21 protein-coding genes are annotated in these 25,392 nt (G+C 53.7%); 14 read left to right on the top strand and 7 right to left on the bottom strand.

From position 1 onward, the window contains the following. The first annotated feature begins 133 nt into the window (after positions 1–133). Both NST26_RS03245 and NST26_RS03240 read left to right on the top strand, forming a co-directional pair. Positions 134–337 (top strand): helix-turn-helix transcriptional regulator, encoded by a 204-nt coding sequence (locus NST26_RS03245; RefSeq protein ID WP_036730779.1) that lies wholly within the window; start codon positions 134–136, stop codon positions 335–337. Then, positions 337–768 carry a hypothetical protein gene (locus tag NST26_RS03240; RefSeq protein WP_340980787.1) on the top strand — a complete coding sequence of 144 codons (432 nt, stop codon included), beginning with the start codon at positions 337–339 and terminating at the stop codon, positions 766–768. Before NST26_RS03245 ends, NST26_RS03240 begins: the two co-directional genes overlap by 1 nt. Positions 769–799: 31 nt before the next feature. On the opposite strand, the gene NST26_RS03235 is transcribed toward NST26_RS03240, so the two are convergent. The 4 genes from NST26_RS03235 to NST26_RS03220 form a co-directional block, all read right to left on the bottom strand. Further along, positions 800–2,524, bottom strand: a complete 1,725-nt coding sequence (locus NST26_RS03235; protein WP_340978498.1) for an AraC family transcriptional regulator — start codon at positions 2,522–2,524, stop codon at positions 800–802. Positions 2,525–2,575: 51 nt separating this feature from the next. Continuing rightward, entirely contained in the window at positions 2,576–3,343 is a 768-nt protein-coding gene (locus NST26_RS03230) for a (2Fe-2S)-binding protein (RefSeq protein WP_340956084.1), read from the bottom strand. A 1-nt stretch (position 3,344) separates the two neighbouring features. Next, positions 3,345–4,412 carry an ABC transporter substrate-binding protein gene (locus NST26_RS03225; RefSeq protein WP_209875348.1) on the bottom strand — a complete coding sequence of 356 codons (1,068 nt, stop codon included), beginning with the start codon at positions 4,410–4,412 and terminating at the stop codon, positions 3,345–3,347. A 910-nt stretch (positions 4,413–5,322) separates the two neighbouring features. Then, entirely contained in the window at positions 5,323–6,480 is a 1,158-nt protein-coding gene (locus NST26_RS03220; protein ID WP_340956086.1) for a 5-methyltetrahydropteroyltriglutamate--homocysteine methyltransferase, read from the bottom strand. A gap of 223 nt (positions 6,481–6,703) precedes the next feature. On the opposite strand from NST26_RS03220, the gene NST26_RS03215 reads away from it, so the two are divergent. The 6 genes from NST26_RS03215 (at position 6,704) to NST26_RS33960 (ending at position 12,009) form a co-directional block, all read left to right on the top strand. Further along, on the top strand, positions 6,704–7,336 hold the full coding sequence (locus tag NST26_RS03215) for a hypothetical protein (protein WP_340956088.1): 633 nt from the start codon (positions 6,704–6,706) through the stop codon (positions 7,334–7,336). 75 nt (positions 7,337–7,411) lie between these two features. Then, entirely contained in the window at positions 7,412–8,116 is a 705-nt protein-coding gene (locus tag NST26_RS03210) for a response regulator transcription factor (protein ID WP_339253575.1), read from the top strand. Next, positions 8,116–9,156: a sensor histidine kinase gene (locus NST26_RS03205; RefSeq protein WP_339253573.1), complete on the top strand. Its 1,041-nt coding sequence runs from the start codon at positions 8,116–8,118 to the stop codon at positions 9,154–9,156. The genes NST26_RS03210 and NST26_RS03205 overlap by 1 nt, the downstream gene beginning before the upstream one ends. Positions 9,157–9,200: 44 nt before the next feature. After that, positions 9,201–9,917: a cytochrome c biogenesis CcdA family protein gene (locus NST26_RS03200; RefSeq protein WP_339312759.1), complete on the top strand. Its 717-nt coding sequence runs from the start codon at positions 9,201–9,203 to the stop codon at positions 9,915–9,917. Positions 9,918–9,935: 18 nt separating this feature from the next. After that, on the top strand, positions 9,936–11,489 hold the full coding sequence (gene msrAB / locus NST26_RS03195) for a bifunctional peptide-methionine (S)-S-oxide reductase MsrA/peptide-methionine (R)-S-oxide reductase MsrB (RefSeq protein ID WP_340956091.1): 1,554 nt from the start codon (positions 9,936–9,938) through the stop codon (positions 11,487–11,489). A 457-nt stretch (positions 11,490–11,946) separates the two neighbouring features. Then, entirely contained in the window at positions 11,947–12,009 is a 63-nt protein-coding gene (locus NST26_RS33960) for a putative holin-like toxin (protein ID WP_445323359.1), read from the top strand. Positions 12,010–12,017: 8 nt separating this feature from the next. Here NST26_RS33960 and galA read toward each other — a convergent pair whose 3' ends face one another. Further along, positions 12,018–14,789: a beta-galactosidase GalA gene (galA, locus tag NST26_RS03190; RefSeq protein ID WP_340978497.1), complete on the bottom strand. Its 2,772-nt coding sequence runs from the start codon at positions 14,787–14,789 to the stop codon at positions 12,018–12,020. A gap of 214 nt (positions 14,790–15,003) precedes the next feature. On the opposite strand from galA, the gene NST26_RS03185 reads away from it, so the two are divergent. The 5 genes from NST26_RS03185 to NST26_RS03165 all read left to right on the top strand — a co-directional run bounded on the left by NST26_RS03185 (position 15,004) and on the right by NST26_RS03165 (position 22,229). Then, positions 15,004–16,770 (top strand): sensor histidine kinase, encoded by a 1,767-nt coding sequence (locus NST26_RS03185; protein WP_340978496.1) that lies wholly within the window; start codon positions 15,004–15,006, stop codon positions 16,768–16,770. A 12-nt stretch (positions 16,771–16,782) separates the two neighbouring features. Beyond that, a complete protein-coding gene (locus tag NST26_RS03180; RefSeq protein WP_340978495.1) occupies positions 16,783–18,348 on the top strand; it encodes a response regulator in 1,566 nt (521 codons plus the stop codon). 202 nt (positions 18,349–18,550) lie between these two features. Then, positions 18,551–19,513, top strand: coding sequence for an ABC transporter permease (locus tag NST26_RS03175; protein WP_339312744.1), 963 nt, complete (start codon positions 18,551–18,553; stop codon positions 19,511–19,513). A gap of 11 nt (positions 19,514–19,524) precedes the next feature. Then, positions 19,525–20,415 carry a carbohydrate ABC transporter permease gene (locus NST26_RS03170; protein WP_340978494.1) on the top strand — a complete coding sequence of 297 codons (891 nt, stop codon included), beginning with the start codon at positions 19,525–19,527 and terminating at the stop codon, positions 20,413–20,415. Between the two features lie 56 nt (positions 20,416–20,471). After that, the gene (locus NST26_RS03165) at positions 20,472–22,229 is read left to right on the top strand and encodes a hypothetical protein (RefSeq protein WP_340978492.1); all 1,758 of its coding nucleotides are present in this window, start codon (positions 20,472–20,474) and stop codon (positions 22,227–22,229) included. Positions 22,230–22,293: 64 nt separating this feature from the next. Here the strand turns inward: NST26_RS03165 and NST26_RS03160 are convergent, their stop codons facing one another. After that, positions 22,294–23,397: a slipin family protein gene (locus NST26_RS03160; protein ID WP_340958157.1), complete on the bottom strand. Its 1,104-nt coding sequence runs from the start codon at positions 23,395–23,397 to the stop codon at positions 22,294–22,296. A 1,169-nt stretch (positions 23,398–24,566) separates the two neighbouring features. On the opposite strand from NST26_RS03160, the gene NST26_RS03155 reads away from it, so the two are divergent. Then, positions 24,567–24,650 carry a putative holin-like toxin gene (locus NST26_RS03155; protein ID WP_219214875.1) on the top strand — a complete coding sequence of 28 codons (84 nt, stop codon included), beginning with the start codon at positions 24,567–24,569 and terminating at the stop codon, positions 24,648–24,650. A gap of 206 nt (positions 24,651–24,856) precedes the next feature. On the opposite strand, the gene NST26_RS03150 is transcribed toward NST26_RS03155, so the two are convergent. Next, the gene (locus NST26_RS03150) at positions 24,857–25,387 is read right to left on the bottom strand and encodes an NADAR family protein (protein ID WP_340956106.1); all 531 of its coding nucleotides are present in this window, start codon (positions 25,385–25,387) and stop codon (positions 24,857–24,859) included. Between the last annotated feature and the right edge of the window lie 5 nt (positions 25,388–25,392).

Raw genomic sequence — 25,392 nt, 5'->3', positions numbered from 1 at the left:
AAGAAAAAGACTGTCGCGTGGACAGCACAAGTAGTCGGGATCTTTTCACAAGATGGAAAGTAAGCTTTACATCCTCAGCATCATGCGATACAATCACCATGTTAAGTTAACTTTCCATGAAGAGAGTGATTCCATGAACAACCGTTTGGAAGAGTTACGCAAGCAGCGCGGAATCAGGCAGGAGGAATTAGCAGCGGCGCTTGAGGTGTCCAGGCAGACGATTGGTTCACTGGAGAACGGCCGCTATAATCCGTCCATCCTGCTGGCGTTCAAGATTGCCCGTTATTTCGGGCTGAGCATTGAGGAGATTTTTATTTATGAGGAGGAAGAGAATTGATGAAGAAATCCGTCTCGGCTTATCTTCTGGTTATTGCAGGTGTAGTCCTGCTGGCAGGCAGTCTGTACTTCCTTAGAACAGTTCAAGAGCCGGAGGGGGTGCTGCGGACACTGCCCTTTATCTGTATCGGACTGGGTTCTGGCCTGTTCGGCAGCGGGATGGGGGAACTACTCGGACGGCGCGCATTGAAGAATAGCCCCGCCATCGCCAAGCAGATGGAGATCAACAAGCACGATGAACGCAATATCGCCATTGCAACCCGGGCGAAGGCGAAGGCCTATGATATGATGGTTTTTGTATTCGGGGCTTTAATGCTCGCCTTTGCCTTGATGGAGGCTGACCTCACCGTGGTGCTGTTACTGGTATTCGCCTACCTGTTCACGATTGGATACGGCATCTATTACCGGTTCAAGTATGATCGGGAGATGTAATTGGCAGCGGTTCCGTCTGCCGCTAGTCCGCTCAAGCCAGTAACGCCTGGGCCACCTGATCCAGAATGCAGTTGATGCCTGTCGGTCCATAACAGCCGATCCAGGTAGCAGCATCTACCGGGTATATAAGCTGCCGCTTGTCTGCACCTAGCATGCCCCTCACACTGTGCTCTGTCATCGATATTCCCTCCTGCATCCTCTCATTACTAAGCAAAAAGTAGTAGTTGGCATGCACAGACGGCAGTCTGTCCACGGAAATATGGTAAGCCGTGTCGGAGGCGGGTTCCGCCACAAATCGCGGAGCAGGCAGACCAAGGTCCCGGTACAGCACAGCGCCGGTGCGGTGAGAAGCCGTATGTACCCGGACGATGGACTCCCGCGGACGGATCAGAGCCACACTCTTACCCGCGAGTACCGGAGCCAGCTCTGCGGACAGCAATGCCGTACGGCGCAGATAATCGGCAATAATCCGTTCCGCCTCCGCCTGCTTGCCTGTCAGTTCGCCGAACAGCCTCAGAATCATCTGCCAGCTCTCATTACGCTTGAACATGATCGTTGGCGCCACCTGGCTTAAGCGTTCATAGTGCGGAGCATGCACCTCGGTGCAGATAATTAGATCCGGGCGCAGCCGTTCAACAGCCAGCAGGTCCGGGTACTCGTAGGTTCCGAGCATTTCCGTTGTTATTAATCTCTCACGGAAATAAGCGGGGAAATTCAGCGACCCGCTTCCGAATCCTACGCTTCCTGCGGGGGACATCCCCAGGGCATGTAAATGGTCCGCATATTGGACATCGAGTACGGCGATCCGCTGCGGAGCAGCGGTGACAAGATATTCGCCGCGCAGATGGTGGATCAACGGACCCTGTGGTGACTCGTGCGGGAAGGCCACGCTCTCTGACCGTCCCGAAGGAGCGGAGAGTACAGCGGGAGCTGAAGCGGCAGTGCGCCTGTAGAGCTGCGGGGGAACTCCATAATGCTTCTTGAACGCCCTGCTGAAATAATACATGTCGCGGTAGCCTGTCCGCTCAGCGATCTCGCCGATGGAAGCATCCGTATAACGCAGCATCCGCTCTGCGCTCTCCATCCGCAGCCGGATTACGTATTCCATGGGCCCGAGCCGCTTCTCCTGCTTGAACCGCCGCTGGAGCTGCCGCACGCCGCATCCGGCCAGCGCGGCCAGCTCTTTAAGCCCCAGCTCCTGACGATAGTGCCCCTCGATATAGGCGGCAACAACCTCCACCATATCGGGCTCTACCCCGCCCTGACCGCGTTCATGCTCCATAATAAGCTCGTAGAGCATACCTTGCAGCAGCGCATTGGCATGGAAGCGTTCCAGCCCTTCTCCCCGGCTCCATTTGGCGGCAATTCTCTCCGCCGCCATATGCAGTTCCGCCGGGGACCCGGAATGGTGAATGAACGAAGTGCGCAGCGGGTGATTGCGCTGCGGGAAGAGGACATGTGCAGCTCCCGCCACAGGAATGGCCTTGTAGCTAATAGCTGTATAATGAATGTTGTCTGATTCCGCACTCAGAGTGTAGACTGATCCCTTGACGGCATGACAAGCAAAAGAGGCCTGGACATGGCAGCCTTCACCATTCATCACAAGCCCTCCCTGCCCGCCGATGGCCAGCAGCAGCTGATTAGACGCCAGTCCCGTTTCGCTCAGCACACCGCCGGGCGGCACAGTACCACTGCGCACATCAAGTGTCTTGACCGCTGTATCACTCCATAGACTTGCCTGTTCTTGTTGCGGCATTTCTCTCATCTCCTGACAACAGTATCCTTTGCTTAACGGATAGACCTGCTGTCATTTTAATTGAGATTCATTCTCATTGTCAATTTTCGGACACTTTCTGCAATATTCTCCGGACATCCGGTAGTAAAAGCAACAGGTAATGCGCTTGCTCTTCGCAACCGGAGCCCCGTCATTCCCCTCGGTGAACCGGGTGAATGGATTGCGCCTTGCGCCGAACAATGCGCCGGGAGCCGTCCGGGTCAGATACACAAAATCCTCTTGCATCCGCAGCCTTTCTTCGTCGGATGAGTCTGCTCCAAGGGCATACAGCGGGGCAATACGCACCATTATATTCTCCCACAGCACGGCCATGGAGACGGGGCCCACGGCGGCAAGCGTCTGCAGCAGCGGCGCAAGCCGTACCGCAAAATTCTCCTCAATAACAGCTTCGCGCCACACGGCCCTATCCTCCGGTGGTGAGGCTGACTGAAGCCCGTCCAGTGCCAGGAAAGGGAATGTCGTCTCTTCTGCAGAGGCCGGATGATAGAGGAAGCTTCTGTCCAGCGGGAAGAAGACTTCACGATTATGAACGGTCATGGCGGTCAGTATTGGCGCGATCCACAGATAGCCGATCCGTTTGGCCAGCATGGAAGCCGCAACCTGCATGTCCGGCGCACCGATATAATCCTTAAGCCAGCTGACATACTCGCGGCACACCGCTTCGTCCTGCAGCTCACTCAGAGCAATGGTGCGAACGGTGCCCGCAGGCGGCTCCCCCAGCCTCATCCTGTAATCCTCCGCCAGTTCCCTCCAGGGGGCCGACGACAGATAGTGGTCCATCTCAGTGAGCTCCAAGCAGCGCTTCCGAGGCCTGATCTACAATAATATTAATCGCAAGAGGACCATAGTACGCGATCCAGAGCGTTGAATTCACATCATAGGCACGGTTATTCTTGACTGCATCAAGGGATTTCCAGATCGGACTGCTGGCCAGAGCCTCTGCCTCTTTGGCGAACAGATCATCCGAGAGCAGGAAATAGTGATCTGCCCCGATATCAGAGACAGTCTCCATCGATATTTCAACTGAGGTATCATCCTTGATCGCCTGAACGAACGCTGGAGCCTTTAATCCCAGATCCTCATACAGAATGCTTCCTGTCCGGTGCTCGGGACCATGTACCCGAATTCCTTCCGGTCTTGGACGAATCAGCGCCACCGTCTCGTCGCCCAGCTTCGCCGACAGCTGCTCACGCAGTCCGGTGATTTTGTCCTCGTAGGCCTTCTTCACCACTTCAGCCTCTGCCTGCTTCCCTGTTATTGTACCGATGGTAGCCAGCGTATCCCGCCAATCCTCATAGAAGTCCAGGACGATGGTAGGCGCGATTTTACTAACACTCTCATAGGCCTCCTCCTGAAAATCCGTCATCAAGATCAGATCCGGGTTCAGCGCCACAATTGCTTCCAGATTGGGCTCATCGCGTGTACCCAGGACCTTCACCCCGTCCATTTGAGCACTCAGATATTCCGGGAACTCGTCCTTGGTTCCGGCAACTACGCTGCCTGTCGGTTTCTCTCCAAGCGCGATCAGCTGATCGGCGAATTTCACGTCAAGCACAGCGATCACCTTCGGCTTCTCCGTAAGCGTATATTCGCCCTTGATATGTTTGAAGGTAACCGGGTAGGCTGCTGTAGCCTGTGCCTCCGGTGTTGCCTGCGTCTGTGCTTCAGGCGATGGAGACGGCTCCGCTGATGCAGACGGCTGTGCGGCTGTACCTGCATTCGTGCCTCCCCCAGAACCGCAAGCTGTAAGTACCAGTACCAGCGCCAGCATCCATACCATGAATAATCCTGATTGCCCAGCGGCGAATTTCTTCCTGCCGGCCCCTTGTTTCTGTGTTGCTCTGTTCACGCTGACTCCCCCTGTTATGTATTATGTGATAATGATTTTCATTATCATAATTGTTACAGCGAGTATAGCCGATCTGTAGCCTCTGTTTCCATGTACTTTTGCGACATTGCAGCCGGATAAATGCGACATGGTGTTTAGCTATATAAATTGAACTATTGATTTTTTTGTTTTGGGATGGCCGTGACTCCAGAGAAGTTTTGGACTTCCGGCACTGTTGTGTTTGAATTTCTTGATTAAAACTGCTACGCACGGTGGAAATCCAAACACAGCCTATGCTTACGATGCGAGCTTTCCTGCGGAAAGCTTTCAGGCGGACGCTACCGCTCCTACAGTTCCAAAATTCCCCTCCGCCACTTTTCCCTTAACTTAAATTTTCAAGTTTAATCTATATAGCAGGTGATATAGACGGAAACATTAGGAAATCACCCTACCGGGTGAAGGATGCTGATGCCTTCTCTCACCAGCCGCTTGTATAGAGAATTGCTGCACTTCTTGCAGGATTCCTCCTTACCTATTACTGGCTGAAGTACAATGTTGCATTATTTGCACAAATTTCGGTGTTTAGAGCAGATTAGCGCTGAATTTGCTGCATTTCTTGCAGGATTTCAGCATAGACCGCATCTATGGGGCAGTATTGTTGCACTTCCTGCAGGATTTCTCTATAAATGTTACTGGCTGTGGAGCATAGCGCGACGCTTCATCGCAGCAGCACCCAATGTATTCGGATTTCCGTATACATTGGGCAACTTACCTTCGTGGTAGCATATTGTGTTCGGTTTTTCATATACATTCCATCTGCTCCTCATTCAGATGTTTCAAAGACTACTTAGTTTCATAAACAGCAGCAAGCCCGCATCCTGTTGCCAGATGCGGGCTTGCTTTTATGAACAGCTGCTACCTATTAATGAAGTTAAGCCCAGTATTGCTGGGCAATCTTTTGCCCCTGTCTGATCTTCGCCCATTGCTCCGCTTCCGTCAATTCGTTGCCGCCGTCGCAGGACGCGAAGCCGCATTGGTGGGAGAGCAGTAATCTCTCCTTCGGAATGATCGTGGACGCTTCATCCAGCATGCGGAGGACACGGGTCTCATCGTCAAGCGTACTGGTTTTGGAAGACAGCAAGCCAAGTACAATTTCCGTCTCCGGTCTATCCTTGAACACAGCAAGTGCCTCCAGCGAGCCAGCGCGTTCGTCGTCCCACTCCAGGAAGAAGCGGTCGTACTTCAGCTGCTTCAGGAACAGGTTGGCAATCTTCACATAAGAGCCGCCGCCCATATTCCGGGAATCATAATTACCGCGGCAGTTATGGGTCCACATGAGCAACCCCAGGCTATGTCCGTAATCAATAATGGTGTTGTTAATATCGATGAACTCTGTGGCGAGACTCTGTACTTCCTCGTGGTTGATTTTCTCACCGGTAAATGGCGAATTCGGATTATCGTCCGCGAAAAGCTCCCAGAGGCAGTCGTCGAATTGCAGAATCTTACCGCCAGCGGCTGCGAATTCCCCTACGAAATCCTTATACGCCGTCACCAGACCCGCCTTCAGCTCATCACGGTTCTGGTACACTGCACCCTCGCCGCCAAGGTTATCCGACCAGGACAGCTCTCCGAAGATATGGGATGGCGAAGGCACGCACAGCTTCGTCTCCCGGTCTCCGGCATGAGCCTGAAGCTGGCGGTAGGCCTGAAGGAAGTGGTGATTCTTCCCGCCGAGTTCACCTGTGATGCGCAGACCGATGTCTTTTCGCGTCTCGTATTTGGAAGTACCGTCAATATCTCTGAAGAAATATCCATGATCCGCAATATAGCGTTCAATGCCCTGGAAGCCCCACACGAAGTCCAGATGCCACATCGACTTGGAGTACTCCCCATCCGTCAGAATTGTCAGCCCATTCTCGCTCGCTTGCTCGACTACCGACTGTATCGCCTTCGCTTCACACTGCTCATAGCCCTGGAAATCCTCGTAAAAAGGATACTGGATATCGTCCCGGTGTTCGATTTGCTGCTTATATTCTAATAGCTCCGCCGGACGCAGCAGGCTGCCTACGATCTGAAATCTATCACACATGATTAGCCCTCCTCTAGTTCCACTGTTCTGTCTTTGTGTATAAATTCTAGCATGGAGTGCGGCCTTAGGAGTAACACTTATAACTGATATCTGGCTATAGGGAGAAGTTATACGCTCTTTGCGCTGCCGTAATACAATCGTAAGGTTTCGCTTAGAGAATCGTAAGCTCTGCCGCTTATGCTGTTCCATGTAAACCACTAAAAAGATATGGAGCGTGATAAGCATGGGTAACAGAAAAGCAGGTAAACGGTTCATGATGGCGGCAGTATTGGTACTTTCTCTGGCGGTGTCCGGCATCTCCGGCGCAGCGGCAGGCATCAAGACGATGAAAAAAGACGGCATGGAGCTAATGAACCTAAGACAGGCCGCCATGATGTACGGCTACAGCATTGAATGGAACAGCAAGGACCGCTCCGTATCGCTGATGTACATGGACAAGATGATGGATGACGACAAGATGATGGACGACAACAAGATGATGGATGATGGCAAGATGATGGACGACGGCAAGATGATGAATGATGGCAAGATGATGGATGACGGCAAGATGATGGATGACGGCAAGATGATGGATGACGGCAAGATGATGGACGACGGCAAGATGATGGACGACGGCAAGATGATGGACGACGGCAAGATGATGGACGACGGCAAGATGATGGACGACGGCAAGATGATGGACAACAGCATGAAGCCGGCGGCCAAGATGATCAAGGTAATGATCGGGTCGAAAAAAATGATGGTCGACGGTAAGACCGTCAATCTGAGCATGGCCCCTGCCCTGTACGATGGAAGCACTTATGTGGCGGATACGGTAGTGACCATGTACATGAAGCCTGCCAAGGCCATGAAATAAGACGGGATGAGCGATGCCCTCACCCTGTGATATGATGGAATCAAATGGATTTTTCCGGATATGGGGTGGGTTAGGATGAATGAACGAGTGCTGGTCGCGGATGATGATCCGAATATTACCGATGTCTGCCGCAGATATCTGGAACGGGAAGGGTATCTGGTCACCACCGCCAAGGACGGCTTGGAGGCGCTAGAGCTATGGCGCAGCCAGTCTCCAAGCCTGATTGTGCTCGACTTGATGATGCCACATAAAAATGGCTGGGAAGTGTGCAGCGAGATCCGGCAGACCGAAGATCTTCCGATCATCATGCTGACGGCGCGCGGCGAGGAACAGGACCGGCTAATGGGGCTGACGATGGGTGCGGATGATTATCTGACCAAGCCCTTCAGTCCAAGGGAACTCGTACTGCGGGTGCAGGCGATTCTGCGCAGAATGAGATATGTCCAGGTATCGCCGGCTACCGCCGCTGAGCACACGATCAAGTACGAAGGACTGACCCTCGATGTCGGGAAGCGTACCGTGGAGATCAGCGGGCAGGCGATTGACTTGACGGTGACCGAATTCGAAATGCTGTATCTGCTGGCGAGCCATCCGGGGCAGGTGTTCTCCCGGACGCAGATGCTGAGCAAGATCTGGGATTTCAGCTATGAAGGAGATACGACTACCGTTACGGTGCATATAAGGAGATTACGCGAGAAGATCGAACAGACTCCCTCTGACCCGAAATACATCAAGACGGTCTGGGGAATCGGCTATAAGTTTGCGGGTGATGGCATCTAATGAAGCTGCGTACCTATCTACTATTGTCCAGTCTTACGGGGATCGGCGTATTGCTAGTCTGTCTATTCGTCAGTTATTCCCGGATGCTGCTGACCATCGATCAGCTATATTATCTGTCCGGCATCACAGCCGGGATCGGCCTGTTCTCCTTCATCCTCCAGCATCTGCTGACACGGCCGGTGGAGAAGTCCATTGCCCGGATTACGGAGCAGACGGTACGGATTGCCGAGGGGGATTTTCACACCGAAGTCCCCACGATCGGCCCGCACGAGTTCAAGCTGCTGGCCCGGCAATTCAATGAGATGAGCAGTAAGCTAAAAGAGAGCTTCGACCATCTCCACCAGTCCGAATCCGCCCGCCGGGAGCTGATCGCGAATGTCTCCCACGATCTGCGGACCCCTCTTGCCTCCATTCAGTCGTTCGTGGAAGCGCTGGAGGATGACGTGATCAAGGACGAAGAGACCTTCCAGCGGTATCTGAATACGATCCGGCTGGAGACGAAGCGGCTGGCGGGGCTGATCCAGGACCTCTTTGAGCTATCCAGTCTGGAGGCGAGCGGCGGAACCTTCGACCCGCAGCCCTGCCATGCAGATGAGCTGCTGATCAGCACGCTGGAGAGCTTCTCCTTCCATCTGGCGGAGAAGCGGCTGAAGGCCGAGATTGAGCTGCCGGATAAGCTGCCCGCGGCCCTGATGATGCCCACGCAGATCAAGCGGGTACTGTCCAATCTTGTGCAGAATGCCATTCAACATTCTCCTGAAGAAGGCCATATCGTGCTGTCCGCCGCCGAGGAAGGCCCGTTCCTGCGGATCGCCGTTAGCGATGAGGGGCAGGGAATTGAAGCGGCGGAGACCGCACGGATCTTCGAACGGTTCTACCGGATAGATAAATCGCGCAGTAAGAATAGCGGAGGCGCCGGACTGGGTCTTGCTATCGCACAATCCATTGTGGAGCTGCATGGCGGCAAGATTGGTGTAGAGAGCAATAAGGGTTCAGGAAGCTGCTTCTGGTTCACTGTTCCCATCTACACCAGCCGGTAAGCCTTAGCGTTAGAGAAGCAGTACTCATATAGGTGGTGACAGAGATGGCTGGTGATTTTGTATTCCTGTTCGGCGTTTTCGGCGCAGGGGTATTATCGTTTTTTGCACCCTGTATTCTGCCGCTGCTTCCGGTCTATGTCTCGTATCTGTCCGGAAGCCTGGCGGGCAATGTGAATCAGGGCGGGGTGGACACAGGCTCCTTGCGGTTCCGTTCGGTATTCATGCTGCGGACCCTAATCTTCGTGCTTGGACTGTCTGTGGTCTTCATCACCCTGGGCTTCGGCTCCGGTATTCTTGGCAATGTCATTTCAAGCTCCAGGTTCATTGCCGTCTGCGGAGCGATTGTCATCTTATTCGGAATCTACCAGACCGGACTGATCAAGATCTCCTGGCTGGAACGGGAAAAAAAGCTGTCCAGTCCCCGCGCAGCACGAGGAGGATATATCGGGGCCTTCCTGCTCGGCCTGACGTTCAGCTTCGGGTGGACGCCGTGCATCGGCCCGGTACTTGCGGGCATTCTCAGTATCGCCGCTGGGGAAGGCTCCCCTGCCTATGGAGGATTCCTCATGCTGCTGTACACGCTGGGTCTGGCGATTCCTTTTCTCGTACTATCCGTCTTCTCGGACTATCTGGTGCAGCGGATTCGCCGCTTGTACCGGTTCATGGGAGGGATCAAGATCGCCTCCGGCTGTATGCTGATCGCCATGGGGCTGCTGCTAATGACAGACCAGCTGAATACGATTGTGAGCTGGATTCAATAACCGGTGGAGGAATCTGGTATGAAAAAGATATGGAAGTGGATGGGATATATGCTGGTGATTGGCGGCCTGCTGTCGATCCTGGCTGCATGCGGTGCGAAGCCCGATACAGCATCCGGCAAGACGGACTCCCCGGCAACCATGAACAAGGGGAAGCCAGCACCCGCATTCGCATTAAATGATCTGAAGGGCGACCCTATGAAGCTGGAGGATCTGAAAGGCAAGAACGTGTATGTGAAATACTGGGCCTCCTGGTGCTCCATCTGTCTTGCCGGTCTGGAGGAACTGAATACGCTGGCCGGACAGGAGAAGGATTTCCAGGTGGTATCGATTGTAACTCCCGGCTACAAAGGCGAGAAATCCGCCAAGGAGTTCACGGACTGGTTCAACAAGCAGTCGTATGACAATCTGACCGTGCTGCTCGATGAAGATGGGACATGGGCCAAGGAGTTTCAGGTACGGGCGTATCCCAGTTCTTTTTATATCGATGAAGAAGGGGTGCTGGTGAAGTCCCTCCCGGGTCATGCCTCCAACGAGCAGATTAAGGACACCTTCGCGGGAATGAGCTCCGCCTCAGCCGCCGCTCCAGTTCCAGCGGTCAAGACCGCAAGTATAGCTGACAAGGATCTGCGTGACCTGTATCTGGCGGGCGGCTGCTTCTGGGGCGTTGAGGCGTATATGGCCCGCATTCAGGGAGTTCAGGACGTCACCTCAGGCTATGCCAACGGGAAAGGTGAGAATCCGACCTACGAGGATGTCATTCGCGGGGACCGGGGGTTCGCGGAGACTGTGCATGTGAAGTATGATCCGAAGCAGGTCACCCTGAAGCAGCTCCTGGAAGCTTATTTCAAGGTCGTTGATCCGACCAGCCTCAACAAGCAAGGTAATGACCGGGGCGTTCAATACCGGACAGGAATCTACTATTCGTCCCCGGAGGATACAGCTGTTATCCAGCAGGCCGTAGCCCAGGAGCAGACCAAATATGACAAGAAGATTGTAACGGAAGTCCTTCCTCTGGAGAACTACTATCTGGCGGAGGAATATCATCAGGACTACTTAGAGAAGAACCCGAACGGGTATTGCCACATTGACTTAAGCATCCTGGATGAGCAAGAGCCGGTTATCGATCCGGCCCAGTACCCGCGCCCTTCCGACGCAGAACTGAAGGAGCGATTAACCGCCGACCAATACGCTGTAGCCGTCAAGAATGACACCGAGCGTGCCTTCAGCAACGACTATTGGGATAATTATGAGCCTGGCCTGTATGTCGATATCGCCACGGGTCAGCCCCTCTTCTCCAGCAAGGATAAATACGATTCCGGTTGCGGCTGGCCCAGCTTCACGAGGCCCATTGCCCCGCAGGTCGTCACCTATGATACGGATACCAGCTTCGGCATGGAACGCACCGAGGTCCGCAGCCAATCCGGCGACATTCATCTGGGCCACGTCTTCGACGACGGTCCCGCTGACCGCGGCGGCAAGCGCTACTGCATCAACAGCGCCTCTATCCGCTTCATCCCTCTAGACCAGATGGAGGGGGAGCATTACGGGTATTTGCTCGGGTTGGTGGAGTAGATTAGGTGAAACGTACAGACGAAGAGTGTCTCATAAAAAGATCGCCCTCCATCCGCTCAACAGAGCGGTGTGGAGGGCGATTGTTATTTCTTAAGTTCCCATCATCCAGCCTGCCCCAAGTGAATAAGGGGACTTCCTGGGCAGCCGACATTGTCACGTGAATCTGCCGACTTAAAAATCCTGCCTATAATACAACATTCCCCTGTTTATTTCGGCTCAATTTCAAAATTGTTGTACAAAAGTAAACATTTCCTCTTCTGCATGCGGATTAACCCGACAATTGTTGCAATTTGTGCAACAAGCCTCACAAACACACGGCATCTTGGGATTCAAGTTGCAAAAATTACAACATTTTTACTGATGCAGCTTATAGATAACCAAGTAGAAACGGCTACACCGTCCTTTTAAAGGAGGGGCCGTTTCATTTGCTCTTTGGTCCGCATCCAGTGACTTCAGTGTGCTAATGTTCATGTTCGGCATGTTCATTATCGCGCTGCTAAACTACCTCCAAAAGAAATAGACCGCCCCCTACCCCCTCAACCCCATCGAGACCGCACCGTTAATGCCCGGCTTGTACACATCCGGCTGAATGCCGACCAGCACGGACAAAACCGTCTCATCGCCAAGCTCCACATCGTCAAGCGCAACCTCCAGGGTCATTGGCCATGGAGAGGACTGCTTGGCCAGCAGCCGGCCATTGACGTAGATTTCGGTATCCCCGCTAAGCGCGTGGAAATACAGATATGGGCTGCTGTTCTTCTCCCGTTCCGTCAGGGTAATGGAGCTGCGGTAAATCACATAGCCGTCTGCTCCCTGGAGCAGCTGCTGCGGCCCGAAGCTGACGTCGACCTTCTCCCAGGAATTCATATCCGTAGGATGAATCTCCACATTGGGGTCGGGACGCTCCGGAGAGAGCTCCTGTGTCAGCAGCCAGTTGTTAATATACCGCTCGTGAACGGACAATACATAGGGAGGCTCCTCCGCCGCTTCTACCGGGATGACCTGCACCAGAGGCTGCAAGCCTTCCCCCTGAAGCGTCAGTTCAATAGCGGTATGCCCCGCATCGCTGCCAACGCTGCCGACAATCAGCTGGAGACAGCCATTGAACAGGCAACGCTCCATAAGATGATCCAGCTCGTGGGAATTGGGATTACCGTTGCCCGCTCCCAGAATACTGCCGCTGCCGGTCAGCGAGAAGGATACCTGCTGCTCCGCCGTCTCCACAAACCGCCCTGCGGCGTCGATGGCGTAGACATTCACCACGACCGCGTCCCGCCCGTCGCCAAGCAGAGCCGCCTTGCTCGTCTCCACGCGCAGCGCGCAAGCTGCCCCGGGCGTTATTTTCTCATCCACAGCGACCCGCTTGCCCTGACGATATCCCTCCAGCCGCAGCGTTCCCGGCTCATAAGGAATTTCCCATTGGCATTGCTCATAGAGTTCGACAGCCTGTCTGTACCGAAGCTTGCCGTTGACATACAGCTCCACTTCATCGCAGTTGGTATGCGTCATGACGGTCACCGGCTGCCCTTCCTTCCCCGGCCAGTTCCAGCCGCCCGCGATATGCGCAACCGGCTCGTTCAGCCAGAACGCCTGGTACAGGTAATAGGAATCCTTGGGGAATCCGCAGGTATCCAGGATGCCGAAATGGGTGCTGACGCTGGGCCATTCATAAGGCGTCGGCTCGCCGCGGTAATCGAAGCCTGTCCAGACAAAGGTGCCCATCATATAGTCGCGGGTATTAATGGCTTGCCACGACTCTCTTGCGGTGTTGCCCCAATTCGCCCGTTCCCGGTCATAGCTGTCAAAAAACTGCAGCGCGGTGTCGCTGACGTAAGTCCCCCGTGTGGCAAAAGCACTGACCGTCTCGGACCCGATCATCGGCTGACCCGGATGCTTCTCGTGGAAGCGGTCATAGCCGCCATGCATATAGTTGAATCCGGCGATATCCATCACATCGACGGTACCTCCGTCTTCCATGACGCCGCCGTTCATGGCTCCCAGAACCGGACGGGTATCGTCCAGACGCAGGATCGCCTGCTTCATCCGCTTGAACATTTTGCGTCCGACCGGTGTGCCCTGCAGCGGTTCTTCATTGAACAGGCTGTAGAACACGACAGACGGGTGATTTCGGTCGCGCGTCACCATATTCTCGACCTGGCGCAGCCCTTCCGGCGAGCTGTCGAAATTACGGTTCTCGTCCATCACCAGCATACCGAGACGGTCGCAGGCCTCCAGCAGCTCCGGCGCAGGATTGTGATGGGCACAGCGGTAAGCGTTGCTTCCCATGGCCTTCAGCCGTGCAATGCGGTATTCATGCAGCGCATCCGGCAACGCCACGCCAACCCCGGCATGGTCCTGATGGTTGCAGGTGCCCTTGATCTTGAGCGGGCGTTCATTAAGATAGAATCCGGTATCGGGGCAGATCCGGATGCTGCGGTAACCATAAGAAGTCGTGACCGTGTCCCGCTCTTCTCCGTCCACCAGCAGGGTGGAGTGCAGCTTGTACAGGTGCGGAGCATCCACATCCCACAGCAGCGGCGAGCTAACAGGCAGCTCCTGCTTCAGAACGGCGGCTTCCCCCGCTTCCGCGCGGCCAGTCGTCCGTTCCTCCGCCACCACTGCTCCGTCGGCACGCACTACCCGGGACAGGAGTTCAACCTCCGCAGCCGTCTCCCGCTCATTCGTAATCCTTGTCTCCACGTTCGTCAGCCACTTGTCCGCATCTTGCTTCACCGGATTGACCCAGATGCCGCGGTCTGCGATGGACAGCGGATCTTTCTTCGTAAGCCACACATGGCGGTAGATGCCCGCGCCTTCATACCACCAGCCCTCGGACACCGAAGCATCCACCTTCACCACCAGCAGATTGGGGCGGTCGCCATAGAAGACGTTGTCCGTGATATCCACAACGAAGCTGGTATAGCCGCAGAAGTTCCGCCCCAGCACGCTGCCGTTCAAATAAATCGTCGCATAGGTGGCGATGCCGTCGAACTCCAGCAGCAGCTGCCTGCCGTTATCGGACGGTTCCAGCTTGAACTTCTTGCGGTACCAGCCAATGCCGCGCGGCTTGTAGCCGAAGTCCGGCACCCCGCCTTCACGGTCGAACGGCTGGCGGTAAGACCAGTCATGCGGCAGCCCTACCGTCTCCCACTCATTATCGTTCCATTCGATGCTGGCCGCTCCCATGATGCCGCCTGCTTTGGCGTTGCCGTATACCGCTTTGTGGCTGTTTTCCGCCGGGATAGCTATATCTCCGTGATGGAACAGCCAATCCTTGTCCATGCTTAACCGTTCTCTCATATAGGTCAATACCTCTCTATCGTTGTAATACTTCTATTGTAGAAAAGCGGAACGAAAGACGTTAGTACAAAGGGAGGGAACCAATCGCACAAAATGAACATTAATGCATTTTCGATTGTTCTTTTGGACGGCAGCGTTCATAGTAGATCGTAAATACCCATACGGCTACCGGCTTCCCGGACCCGTAAAGATCTGCCGCAGAAGGTGAAACGTTATGATATCCAAACGAAGAAACAGCATTATGGTCAAAATGATAGTGTTCTATACCATTCCGTTTATCCTGCTCTCCGTCCTGCTCGTGTGGAACAGCACCCATACCACGCGCAACATCCAGGACAGCTTCATCACCAATATGTCCCATGCCTTCGACCAGTCCTATCGGGATATTGAAGACCGCATCCAGGTAGCATCGGATCTGACCTCCATGGTCAGCCGGAACAACAAAATGCTCGAATTCATCAATGACCCCTATCTGGGGGATCAATCGGAATTTCTAAAGGAATATCTGGACACCGTCACGCCCATTATCAAATATGCGACCGCTTTCTCAGAGAGTGACGATTATTCCATCCGTGTCTATATGGGGAATGACGCCATCCCGGAGTCGTGGCCTTATTTCTTTCATCTGAGCAACTACTCTTCTCATCCCAAGCTACAGAAATTTGTGGAAAAGGACTCGGAGACCCGGCTGTGGCTGCTGCCGGATGACCGTGGGCTGGGCCCCGCCAGCCTACAAGATGAGCGCAGGAAGTATACGCTGCTTACCAAGCTGTATTCGCCTGCCCGCGGCATGCTGGGACTGGCCGTGGTTACGCTGGCCGAGGACAGCCTGTTCAGCATCGAGGAGGAGCCCGCCAATCTGTCGAACGCCCAATTCCTCTATGCCGGCGGCCATATTGGTCTGTCTACCGCAGAGCTGGACGAAGCAGAGGAAGCAGCCATCCTGCAGCAGCATATCGGCGATAAGAGAGCTTATTTTATCCAGGGAGAATATTTATATTTGCATCGTAACCTCGATTCCATCGGCCAGAGCCTCGTGTATAAGGTATCACTGGAGCAGCTCAATGCCTCTGTCCGCAAAAATGTGTGGAATCAGATCCTGCTGATCGTGTTCAGTATTCTGCTGCTGATGATCACTTGTTATTTCATGTTCAAAATGATTTTTCTGCGGCTCAACAAAATTGTGTCGGTCATGCGCCAGGTCATTACCGGCAACAATTCGATCCGCATTCCCGATAACAGGCCGGATGAGCTGGGACAGCTCGCGCATGATTTCAACGATCTCATCGAGCGCAATAACGAGCTGATCCACCGGGTGGTCATGAAGGAGCGGCTGCGCAAGGAAGCCCAGATCAAGGCGCTGCAATATCAGATCAACCCGCATTTTATATACAACACTCTAGACATCTTCCGGATGCAGCTGATTAAGGCCAGGATCTTCGATACGGCGGACCGGCTGGCGGATTTCGGGCAGATCCTGCGCTACAACCTGAGCGACAATACCCTGCATACGACGCTGAACGAGGAGATCGGCTTAATCCGCAAGTATGTCAGTCTGCAATCGCTGAGCAGCAGCAAGGAGATCAGGCTGGACATTGAGGTCCAGGAATCGTTAAAAACCTTTCCGGTGATCAAGTTCCTGCTCCAGCCGATCGTGGAGAACAGTATTAAATACGGACAAACCGCCCGGCGGGAGCTGCTGCATATCCAGGTGCGGGCCTACGCCATTCAGCAGCAGGTCATCATCGATATCACCGATAACGGCTGGGGGATGGAGGAAGAACAGATTGCCGGCCTGAATGAACAGTTCCGCGCCCCGCTCCATTACGAGGACCCTGCGGCCGAGCCGCCCCGCCGCTCCATCGGCTTGCACAATATCAACTCCAGACTGCGCCTGTATTACGGCGACGCCTACCCCATTACCATGCAGGGCAAGAGCAATGACTATACGAAGGTTCAGATTAGAATTCCTTATGAATGAGAGGGCTCAGGGATGTACAAGCTGTTGATCGTGGATGATGAGAAAATGGTACGCGAAGGCCTTCAGGATATTATCGAGTACCTGGAAGTGCCTCAGATCGGCCCGCTGCTGACCGCACGCGATGGCGCGGATGCGCTGGAGGTCATCGCGCGGGAAGAACCGCCGATCGTGCTGACAGATCTCAACATGCCCGGCATGGGCGGGCTGGAGATGCTCCGTACGCTCCGCGAACGGCACCAGCGCCATAAGATCATCGTCATCAGCGGATACGATGATTTCCATCTGGTGAAGGAGAGCTTCAAGCTGGGCGTGCGCGACTATCTGCTGAAGCCGGTCCATTCCGGCGACCTTGCCGAGGTGCTGAACAAGACAGTGCACGAGCTTCAGCAGGAGCAGCAGCAGGACCTTGAAGGCCACTCCGAGCAAAAACTGGCCCTGCTGGAGAAGGCCAGCCGGGGCATGAATCAGGTTCTGCACACTGCCCCGGATGACCATGATGCCATCCAGGCCGTACTGGGTGAGCTGGGCTGCCGCTTCCCTCATCCTGTCACTGCGGCGGCCATCGTCTCCGTGAGCCAACCGGCTCCGCACGAGCCTTCCACCGGCGGCAACTGGGAGCAGCTTCTGCTGGCTGCCGATTGGGAGCAGCCCCATCTCAGTCTGCTCCCCTTCTATAACCGACATAATGACCTGGTCCTCTGGCTCAACTATAATGATCAGCTGTATGATGCTGGCGGCATACACAAGCTGCTCCAGCCGTTCCTGGCGGACGGCTCCACCGCGGTTGCCGTCGGTGCTGCGGTGCACTGTGCACCCGGTGCGGTTCAGCCCGCAGCAGCCGGTGCTACTGAGTCCGGTAGCCGCACGAGCGGCTTGGCCTTTGCCTACCAGAGCGCACTGGACACGCTTCAGTACAAGCTGACCGCCTCCCGGCATAGCCTTATTGTGTACGAGGATACTCTGAACAAAGAAGATACCCGGATCAAGCCGGAGCATCTGAGAACGCTGGTGGAGCTGATCGATATGGGGCGCCGGGAGCAGGTGCTCCCGCTGATCCAGCATTATTTTAACGAAGAAGCCCTGAAGAGCAGCAGCATGAGCAGCATTCGCCATAATTACGATATCATCCTGCACACGATCGGCTGGCTGCCCGGCCAGAAGCGCGACCTCTCTACCTTCGAACGAAGCGAGGCCCTGCGGCTGTACCTCAAGTCCTGTATCCTGCACATGATCGAAGCCCGCGCAAGTCTGGCGCACAGCGGCGATGTGGTGGAGATTGCCAAGACCTATGTGCAGGAGCAGCTGCTGAACGGCATCAACATGGCTTTTATCGCCAATTATTGTAATATGAGCTATAACTATTTCAGTAAAATGTTCAAGGACAGCACCGGGGTCAACTTCCAGGATTATGTCACGATGAAGCGGATGGAATACGCCAGGCAGGCCCTCAGCGGACTCAATGTCAAAATCCATACAGTATCCGAGCAGCTCGGCTACAGCAACCCTAAGAACTTCTCCCGTGTCTTCAAAAGCTATTTCGGGGTCAGTCCGAAGGAATATCAGAAGCATTCCCGGTGAACTCAACCTAAGCGGAGCTTCCTCCGCCCCACTCTGTCTCACTCTGCCTCATGATCGCAGGCTCCCCGCTTCGCTCACGCGAAAGGAGGGGCTTTTTGTCTGTTCAGGATGAATAATGATACCTTTTCATAACCTCCAATCCTGTTATCGCTTTCTTAATCCGCTTACAATTGATGAAGCACAAGAGAAAAGAGGTTGCCAGATGACAGATTCAGAGGCTACGCTCGCGGCGCGCAAATCCCCGGGCACAGGCAGGAACTTCCGGAACAAGGATCAGCTGTCGCTTCAGACGATGATTCTTCCCGGTATTATATTCATTCTCGTCTTTACATTTATTCCGCTCTACGGTGTACTGATTGCCTTCAAGGAATATAACATCGTCACCGGAATTCGAGGCATCTTTACGGCAGAATGGGTCGGATTGGACAATTTCAAGGAGTTCGTGAACGATATCAACTTCTGGAATATGCTGCGCAATACGCTTGGCATCAATATCCTGGGGCTGCTCATCAACTTCCCCCTGACCATCCTGTTCGCGCTGATGCTCAACGAGCTGACTTCACAGCATTTCAAGAAGCTGACGCAGACGGTCACTTATCTGCCCCACTTTATCTCCTGGAGCATCTTCGGCGGATTGATTATCAACATTCTGTCGCCGAGCAGCGGTGTCGTTAACTATGTGCTGCTGCAGCTTGGAATCATTTCCGAGCCGATCCATTTCCTCGGGGAACAGGACTACTTCTGGCTGCTTGCGGTGCTAACGAACCTCGTGAAGGAGCTGGGCTGGGGGGCCATACTCTATCTCGCCGCTATTGCGGGCATCGATCAGGAAATGTATGAAGCGGCCTACATGGACGGAGCCACACGCTTCCAGCGCATCTGGCACATTACGCTGCCGTCCATTACCGGCACGATTGTTATTCTGCTCGTATTTTCCATCAGTAATATCCTGAATAGCGGCTTCGACCAGTTCTTCGTGCTTCAGAATCCTCTGAATATTGATAGCAGCGAGGTCATTGACACTTATGTCTACAAGGTGGGGCTCAGGGAGTTCCGTATGGAATACGCTACGGCTGTGGGTCTGATGAAGACGGTCATTGCGCTTGTCCTGCTCTATCTTGCCAACCTCACGGCCAAAAAAATAACAAAAAGAGGAATCTTCTAGGGGGTACGCTCGTGGTTAAGGATCGCTCATGGCGTGAACAACTGTTCAATGCATGCAATGTTCTGATTATGCTCATTCTGATTGTATTTACGCTCTATCCGTTCTGGTATTCCGTGATCGGCTCCTTCAACGAAGGCGCAGATTATGCCAGAGGCGGCGTCTACCTGTTCACCCGGCAGTTCACCTGGGACAACTACAGCGCTTTGTTCAGCGACAGCGCTCTGATCCGGGCCTTCGGGGTTACCGTGGCCCGGACGGTGATCGGTACGTTCACCCATATTGTGTTTACAGCTATGTTCGCTTACGCCTTCTCCCGCCGGAACCTTAAATACCGGAAATTCTACTCCATGCTGGGACTCAGCAGTATGTACCTCAGCGGCGGAATGATTCCGTTCTTCATTCTGATCAACTCGCTGGGGCTGTACAATCACTTCCTGGTGTTCATTATTCCGGCCCTGTTCAGCTTCTGGAACGTGATTCTGTTCCGCTCCTATTTCGCCGAGCTGCCGGAAGCGCTGATCGAATCGGCCAAAATCGACGGGGCCGGGGAATACACTATATTCTTCAAGTTTATTCTGCCTTTATCCAAGCCCGTGATCGCCGCGGTCTCGCTCTTCACGGCTGTCGGCCACTGGAATGCTTATTATGACGCCATGATCTATACGTTCGGCGATCATCTGCAGACGGTCCAGCTCTATATCCTGAAGCTGGTTCAAAGCACGGAAGCCGCTCTACTGCTGGCTAATATGTCGGGCACCGTCGGTACGGCGCACAGTACCGTCACGACAACGACCCTGCAATTAGCCGCCATGGTCGCCGCATCGCTCCCGATTGTGCTGATCTATCCTTTTGTACAGAAATATTTCATCAAGGGCATGCTCATAGGCTCTGTCAAAGGATAAATCCGCTTAAGGTGGGATGAACATATAGCTTACGATGATAACTTGGGGGTAAAAAAATGAAGAAAACAGCAACGGCCTTATTATCCATCTGTCTCAGTCTGACACTCGTATTAACCGGCTGCTCCAAAGCGGGCAACGCCAATAACGAAACCACCCCGTCGCCTACAGCGACTGCCGGCAGCGGGGACACAGGCGCAAATACAGCAACAGCCTCAGAACCCGGCTGGACATCCAACACAGCGCCTGCCACCTTGTCCTGGTATGTAGGCGTACCGGGGTACTCCAAGAAATGGGATGCGCAGAACAACTATGTAGACAAGCTTATTACCGGGGAGACCGGCGTCAGCGTCGATTATGTACTCGCCGGGAATGATGTGAACTCCGAATTCAACGTGATGATGGCAACCGGCAATCTGCCCGACATTATCACACTCGACCGCTGGAACAGCAACTCGCTGATCCAGACGCTGATGAGCAGCGGCACGGTGGCTCCCCTTAACAAGCTAATGGAGGAGTATGATCCGTACCTGACCACCATTCTGCCGCCATCCATGGTAGACTGGTACACCCAGCCGGACGGCAATCTCTACTCCATTCCGAACTACTATGTATCTCCGGAGATGCTGGATCAGTATCCCGGGGTGAAGAAGTTCTACAATGAACGCTCCAACGGCCAGATTCTGGTCCGGCAGGACATCATGAACGATCTTGGCATTACTATGGAAGAGCTGCAGCAGGAGGATTCCCTGATTGCAGCGCTGAAGAAGGTGAAGGCCGCCGGGGTGAAATATAAAGGTATGGATGTCATTCCGGTCTATCTGGACGATAAGGATAAATATATCAACGACTCCCTGGGCGTGCTGAGCGGCTCCTTCGGCGCCGTTAGCGAGACAGAGGACGGCTCTTATTCAGATGTCCGCCGCACCAGCGAATTCAAGAATGTGCTGAAATTCGTCAACCGGCTGTATTCGGAAGATCTGCTGTCACTGGAGAACTTCACAAGCGACCACAACCAGATTGCGGAGAAAATGACGCAGGGCTCCATCTTCATGAAGATCGGCAGCTATGCCGACTACAAAGATCCGGTCAACAATCTCTACCAAGCGGACAAAGAAGCGAAATATGTAACCGTTGACGCTATTCAGTCCAAGGAAGGCACGCTACCGCAATACGGCAGATCGCTCAACAAGGGCTGGACCCTGACCTTTATCAACAAAAAGTCCAAGCAGCAGGACCGCGCAATTCAGTTCCTGGAATATCTGTACAGCGAGCATGGCCAGACCGTCAACAGCTTCGGCAAGGAAGGCGAGACCTTCACGGTAACAGCAGACGGTAAATACAAGCTGAACGCCGAAATTGAGGAAGCCATCAATAAGGACTGGAACGCCGCCTCCAAGAAATGGGGCTTCGACTCCATCTGGTGGATGGTTAATGAGGTATGGTTGAAGGATGTCAAAGAAGCCGAAAAGACCGAGCAGACGGAATATATGGACAAGCTGTTCTCCGGCACAGCCAAATATATGTTCAGTAATGATGTTATGGATTCCGGCAACCTGTTCGATGCGTATGAGCCCGGCTCCAAGGAAGCCAATGCCGAAGCGAAAATTAATGTCTACTGGGCACAAGTCGTTCCCAAAATCATTTTCGCCAAAAGCGATGCCGAATTCGAATCCGTCTACACAGAAGCCCTCGCCACCCTGGACAAGCTGGGCCTGAAGGATATCGAAGCCGCGAAGAACGCCCGCGTCCAGGAACTCAAAGAAGCCACAGGTACTAAGCTGGTATCGCCTAAGTATACTGGAACTTATCAATAAGTTAACAAAGAAAGACGCTGCGGGGAGACATTCCCGGGCGTCTTTTATTTATATCTTAAGTCGTCTACTTATTGGCCCCGATGAGTGAGCTTAACCGCTCCAGCAGATCGCCGCCGCCGGTGACCGAGATGGAGCCGATCCGGTCGCATATCTTCTCGAGGAATTCCAGCTCCTTGAGCCGGAACAGCGTCTGATTCTCGTCCATCAGCTTCGCCGTATTCAGCAGGCTGCGTGTAGAAGCCGTCTCTTCCCGGCGGGTAAGCAGGTTCGCCTGCGCCTTCTTCTCGGCGAGCAGGACGGTGTTCAGGATGTCTTTCATTTCCCCCGGCAGAATCACATCCTTCACCCCCGCCCCGACAAAACGTACCCCGAATTCTTCTCCCTTCTCCTGGATACGGGACAGAATGAAGGTGGCAACATCCTCTTTTCGTTTCAGGAGATCGTCCAACTTCAGCGTCCCGACATATTCCCGGAGCAGGAGCTGAAGCTGGATGTGGATCTGCTCGTCAAACCCCTTCATCTCCAGAACACGGTGCGGACTTACGATGGTGTACTGGCATACGAAGTTCAGACGCAGCGAGACCTTATCTTCTGTCATCATTTCCTGGCCCACCAGATCCATCTGCTGCTGTCTTAGATCTACCGTCTTGGTCAGCACCGAGACCGGTCCCTTCCAGAAATAATACTTACCCGGCTTAAGCTCCCGCTGGAGTGTATGATCATAGAACAGGAAGCCCTGCTCGTAGCTCGCAATCTCGTAGCACTGCACATACGGAGTAAGCTTCGGGATAATTGAGCGGTCGATCCCGGCAGGCAGCTCCGGCTGCCGGATATCCATATGCACGAAGGTGTGCTTCCTCAAGAGGTTCCAATAAGCATACACACCCGGCTTCAGCAGCTGCTTAAATTGGCCATCCTCATAGTGCAGAACAATCTCATGATCCTGTACGCGTACGACATCGAGCTCCCGCAGGAGTTCATCCTCCTGTAAGAACAGCTCCAGGTCTTTGCCCTCGACACTAAACGGTCTGCCAATGTTCAATACTACTACCGTATGCTGCGACCATGAGAAGTAACGGTAGGTTCCCGGCAGCAGCCGCTTCACATAACTTCCTTTATGAAAGAGCAGACCACGCTGGTCCGCTTGAATCGTGATTGGCTTCAACATCATATGTATTACCCCCTTCATGATTGGACCAATGGATGACAGAATCCCGCTGCAGACCGGGCGGAATCACGTTTGAGACAGCGGTCTGCCGGGAGGTCCGGGAGGACTCTTGAGACCTGAGGCTAACCCAACCTTCAGCCGGCCTTCGTTCCCTTCTGTCCTTGCCACTGTCCTCCCCTGCTGCCGCACTATCGGTATCCACGGATTGCAAAGCCCTTCCGCAGTGCGCTAGACTAGCCGCCAGAGATCCTGTCCATTGGTTTCCTTACTCCGATTGTGCTTCAATAGTCGCTCGATGGAAATCGAGTACTGTAACCAACGTCGCTGTGAAGGCGATCGGGGAATCGAACCCCTTAGGTGCTCTTACCGCAACGGACCGTACAGGATACCGTAACATACATGCCGGCACTGCGGGATCACCTGAGATCCCCGCCTCGTTACGCCCGTTCGGATAAGAACCGGATGTAGGATGAACGCGCTTGGCGTTACCTTACAGGCTCTATCATCGCTGATATCCAGCGTGGCGAACATGGCGGAAGTATTACGATGGGAGAATAAATTTCCAGGGGGGGAAGAGACATGAACAAAATGCCTGCGGCATCGCCATTGCGAATGTGGTCGGTTTTTCGACCATATTCGCCTCCAGCCCAGAGGTCCACGGGCAGCCCATTGTGTTCGGTGAACAGCGAAGTCATTCCAGAGTATAGTCTCCTGCGGATGCTCCAAGACACTTATCCACATTGCACGGAAATAATAATTTCCCAATCAATGAAAAAAAATCCAAAGGCAGGTGGGGGAGCCTGCTTTTGGGCTTGAGTAGGAGATTTGGTTTGTGTATTCAAAATTAGCCCAAAAGAAATAGACCGCCCTCACCAAAGGAATCGGTCTATTCTTTAACTGATATTCCCAAAGCCACCGCCCTTAAAAATGGCTATTGCTCCGAGAGTCGTGTTAGCGCACGACTCTCTTTTTTTATTATACTTTCTCCTGCCTGTTGCACCACTCTCTTAAAATTTCTCATTAGCCCAAGCCCACTCTTCCGGCGGGCTCCATTGGTTGAGTCTGCGCTGTTCGTATATTCAAAATTTTCCATCCGTGGTATAATCGCAAGAGCAATAGAAAGGCTTATATGGGCGGTCGGCTAATCTCCCGGAAGGGAGGTGACGCCAATGGAGGTTTATCAAGCATTGTCCCTAATGTTCATGTTTGGCATGTTCATTATTGCGCTGCTAAATTACCTCAAAAAGAAATAGACCGCCCTGCCCAAGGGATACGGTCTATTCTTTGACGGTCTACCTTTTGAAGCCACCGCCCTTAAAAGCGGCTATTGCTCCGAGAGTCGTGTATCCAGCACGGCTCTCTTTGTATTCTACGTTTTTTCTGCCTTTACTATACCACAAATCAGTTCATAAAGTAAGAAAATGTATGAAGTTATCTATTGAAATACGCATCTTACTCCTTAAGAGCCTCCGGTGACTGCTTCGCTCTTGAGGCCGTCCCGAATCTCCATCAGCAGCTTCCCCAGCATATTGCCGCCCTGCCCGTCCCCGCCGTCTCCCCAATAGGCATCATTCGAGGTATGCTCAACAAGCGTACAATCGCCAGTGGATAACAAGATAGACTTGATTGCAGGATGCTGTTCGACCTTGGCCATGAGCGCTTCCCGCATCACCTGAACCTTGCATTCCTCCCAATCCGGGCGCAGCGGCCGGCTCCGCTCCCGTCCCATCCTGGCCGCTATCATAGGCGTACTGGCGAGCCGGATTTCCTCTTCATGCTCTGTTCCCGCAAACTTCTGCGCCTGGAAGTAATGCTCCGATGTCGCCCACTCTTTGCCCTTTAACAGGATCGGATACTTCGCAAAATTAGAAAAGCAGCCGTAAGGCTTATCCGTCTCATAGAAGCGTATCACACGCGCCTCTGGCTTAGCCGATAACCATTCCTTTCTATGATCATCGTGCAGCTTCTGAATGTGTTCCGGGATGTCCATGGCAG

The sequence above is a fragment of the Paenibacillus sp. FSL R7-0128 genome (assembly GCF_038002245.1).
Lineage (GTDB): Bacteria > Bacillota > Bacilli > Paenibacillales > Paenibacillaceae > Paenibacillus_AQ > Paenibacillus_AQ silagei.
Note: the sequence above shows the minus strand (reverse complement) of the source record. Positions and strands in the feature narration are given on the sequence as shown.

Bases quoted from the DNA above. Each gene is read 5' to 3' on its own strand.
- NST26_RS03215 (WP_340956088.1), top strand. From the start codon at position 6,704: ATGGGTAACAGAAAAGCAGGTAAACGGTTCATGATGGCGGCAGTATTG.
- NST26_RS03165 (WP_340978492.1), top strand. From the start codon at position 20,472: ATGAAGAAAACAGCAACGGCCTTATTATCCATCTGTCTCAGTCTGACA.
- NST26_RS03160 (WP_340958157.1), bottom strand. From the start codon at position 23,397: ATGTTGAAGCCAATCACGATTCAAGCGGACCAGCGTGGTCTGCTCTTT.
- NST26_RS03240 (WP_340980787.1), top strand. From the start codon at position 337: ATGAAGAAATCCGTCTCGGCTTATCTTCTGGTTATTGCAGGTGTAGTC.
- galA (WP_340978497.1), bottom strand. From the start codon at position 14,789: ATGAGAGAACGGTTAAGCATGGACAAGGATTGGCTGTTCCATCACGGA.
- NST26_RS03200 (WP_339312759.1), top strand. From the start codon at position 9,201: ATGGCTGGTGATTTTGTATTCCTGTTCGGCGTTTTCGGCGCAGGGGTA.
- NST26_RS03150 (WP_340956106.1), bottom strand. From the start codon at position 25,387: ATGGACATCCCGGAACACATTCAGAAGCTGCACGATGATCATAGAAAG.
- NST26_RS03245 (WP_036730779.1), top strand. From the start codon at position 134: ATGAACAACCGTTTGGAAGAGTTACGCAAGCAGCGCGGAATCAGGCAG.
- NST26_RS03185 (WP_340978496.1), top strand. From the start codon at position 15,004: ATGATATCCAAACGAAGAAACAGCATTATGGTCAAAATGATAGTGTTC.
- NST26_RS03205 (WP_339253573.1), top strand. From the start codon at position 8,116: ATGAAGCTGCGTACCTATCTACTATTGTCCAGTCTTACGGGGATCGGC.
- NST26_RS03220 (WP_340956086.1), bottom strand. From the start codon at position 6,480: ATGTGTGATAGATTTCAGATCGTAGGCAGCCTGCTGCGTCCGGCGGAG.
- NST26_RS03230 (WP_340956084.1), bottom strand. From the start codon at position 3,343: ATGGACCACTATCTGTCGTCGGCCCCCTGGAGGGAACTGGCGGAGGAT.
- NST26_RS03210 (WP_339253575.1), top strand. From the start codon at position 7,412: ATGAATGAACGAGTGCTGGTCGCGGATGATGATCCGAATATTACCGAT.
- NST26_RS03175 (WP_339312744.1), top strand. From the start codon at position 18,551: ATGACAGATTCAGAGGCTACGCTCGCGGCGCGCAAATCCCCGGGCACA.
- NST26_RS03180 (WP_340978495.1), top strand. From the start codon at position 16,783: ATGTACAAGCTGTTGATCGTGGATGATGAGAAAATGGTACGCGAAGGC.
- NST26_RS03155 (WP_219214875.1), top strand. From the start codon at position 24,567: ATGGAGGTTTATCAAGCATTGTCCCTAATGTTCATGTTTGGCATGTTC.
- NST26_RS03235 (WP_340978498.1), bottom strand. From the start codon at position 2,524: ATGCCGCAACAAGAACAGGCAAGTCTATGGAGTGATACAGCGGTCAAG.
- msrAB (WP_340956091.1), top strand. From the start codon at position 9,936: ATGAAAAAGATATGGAAGTGGATGGGATATATGCTGGTGATTGGCGGC.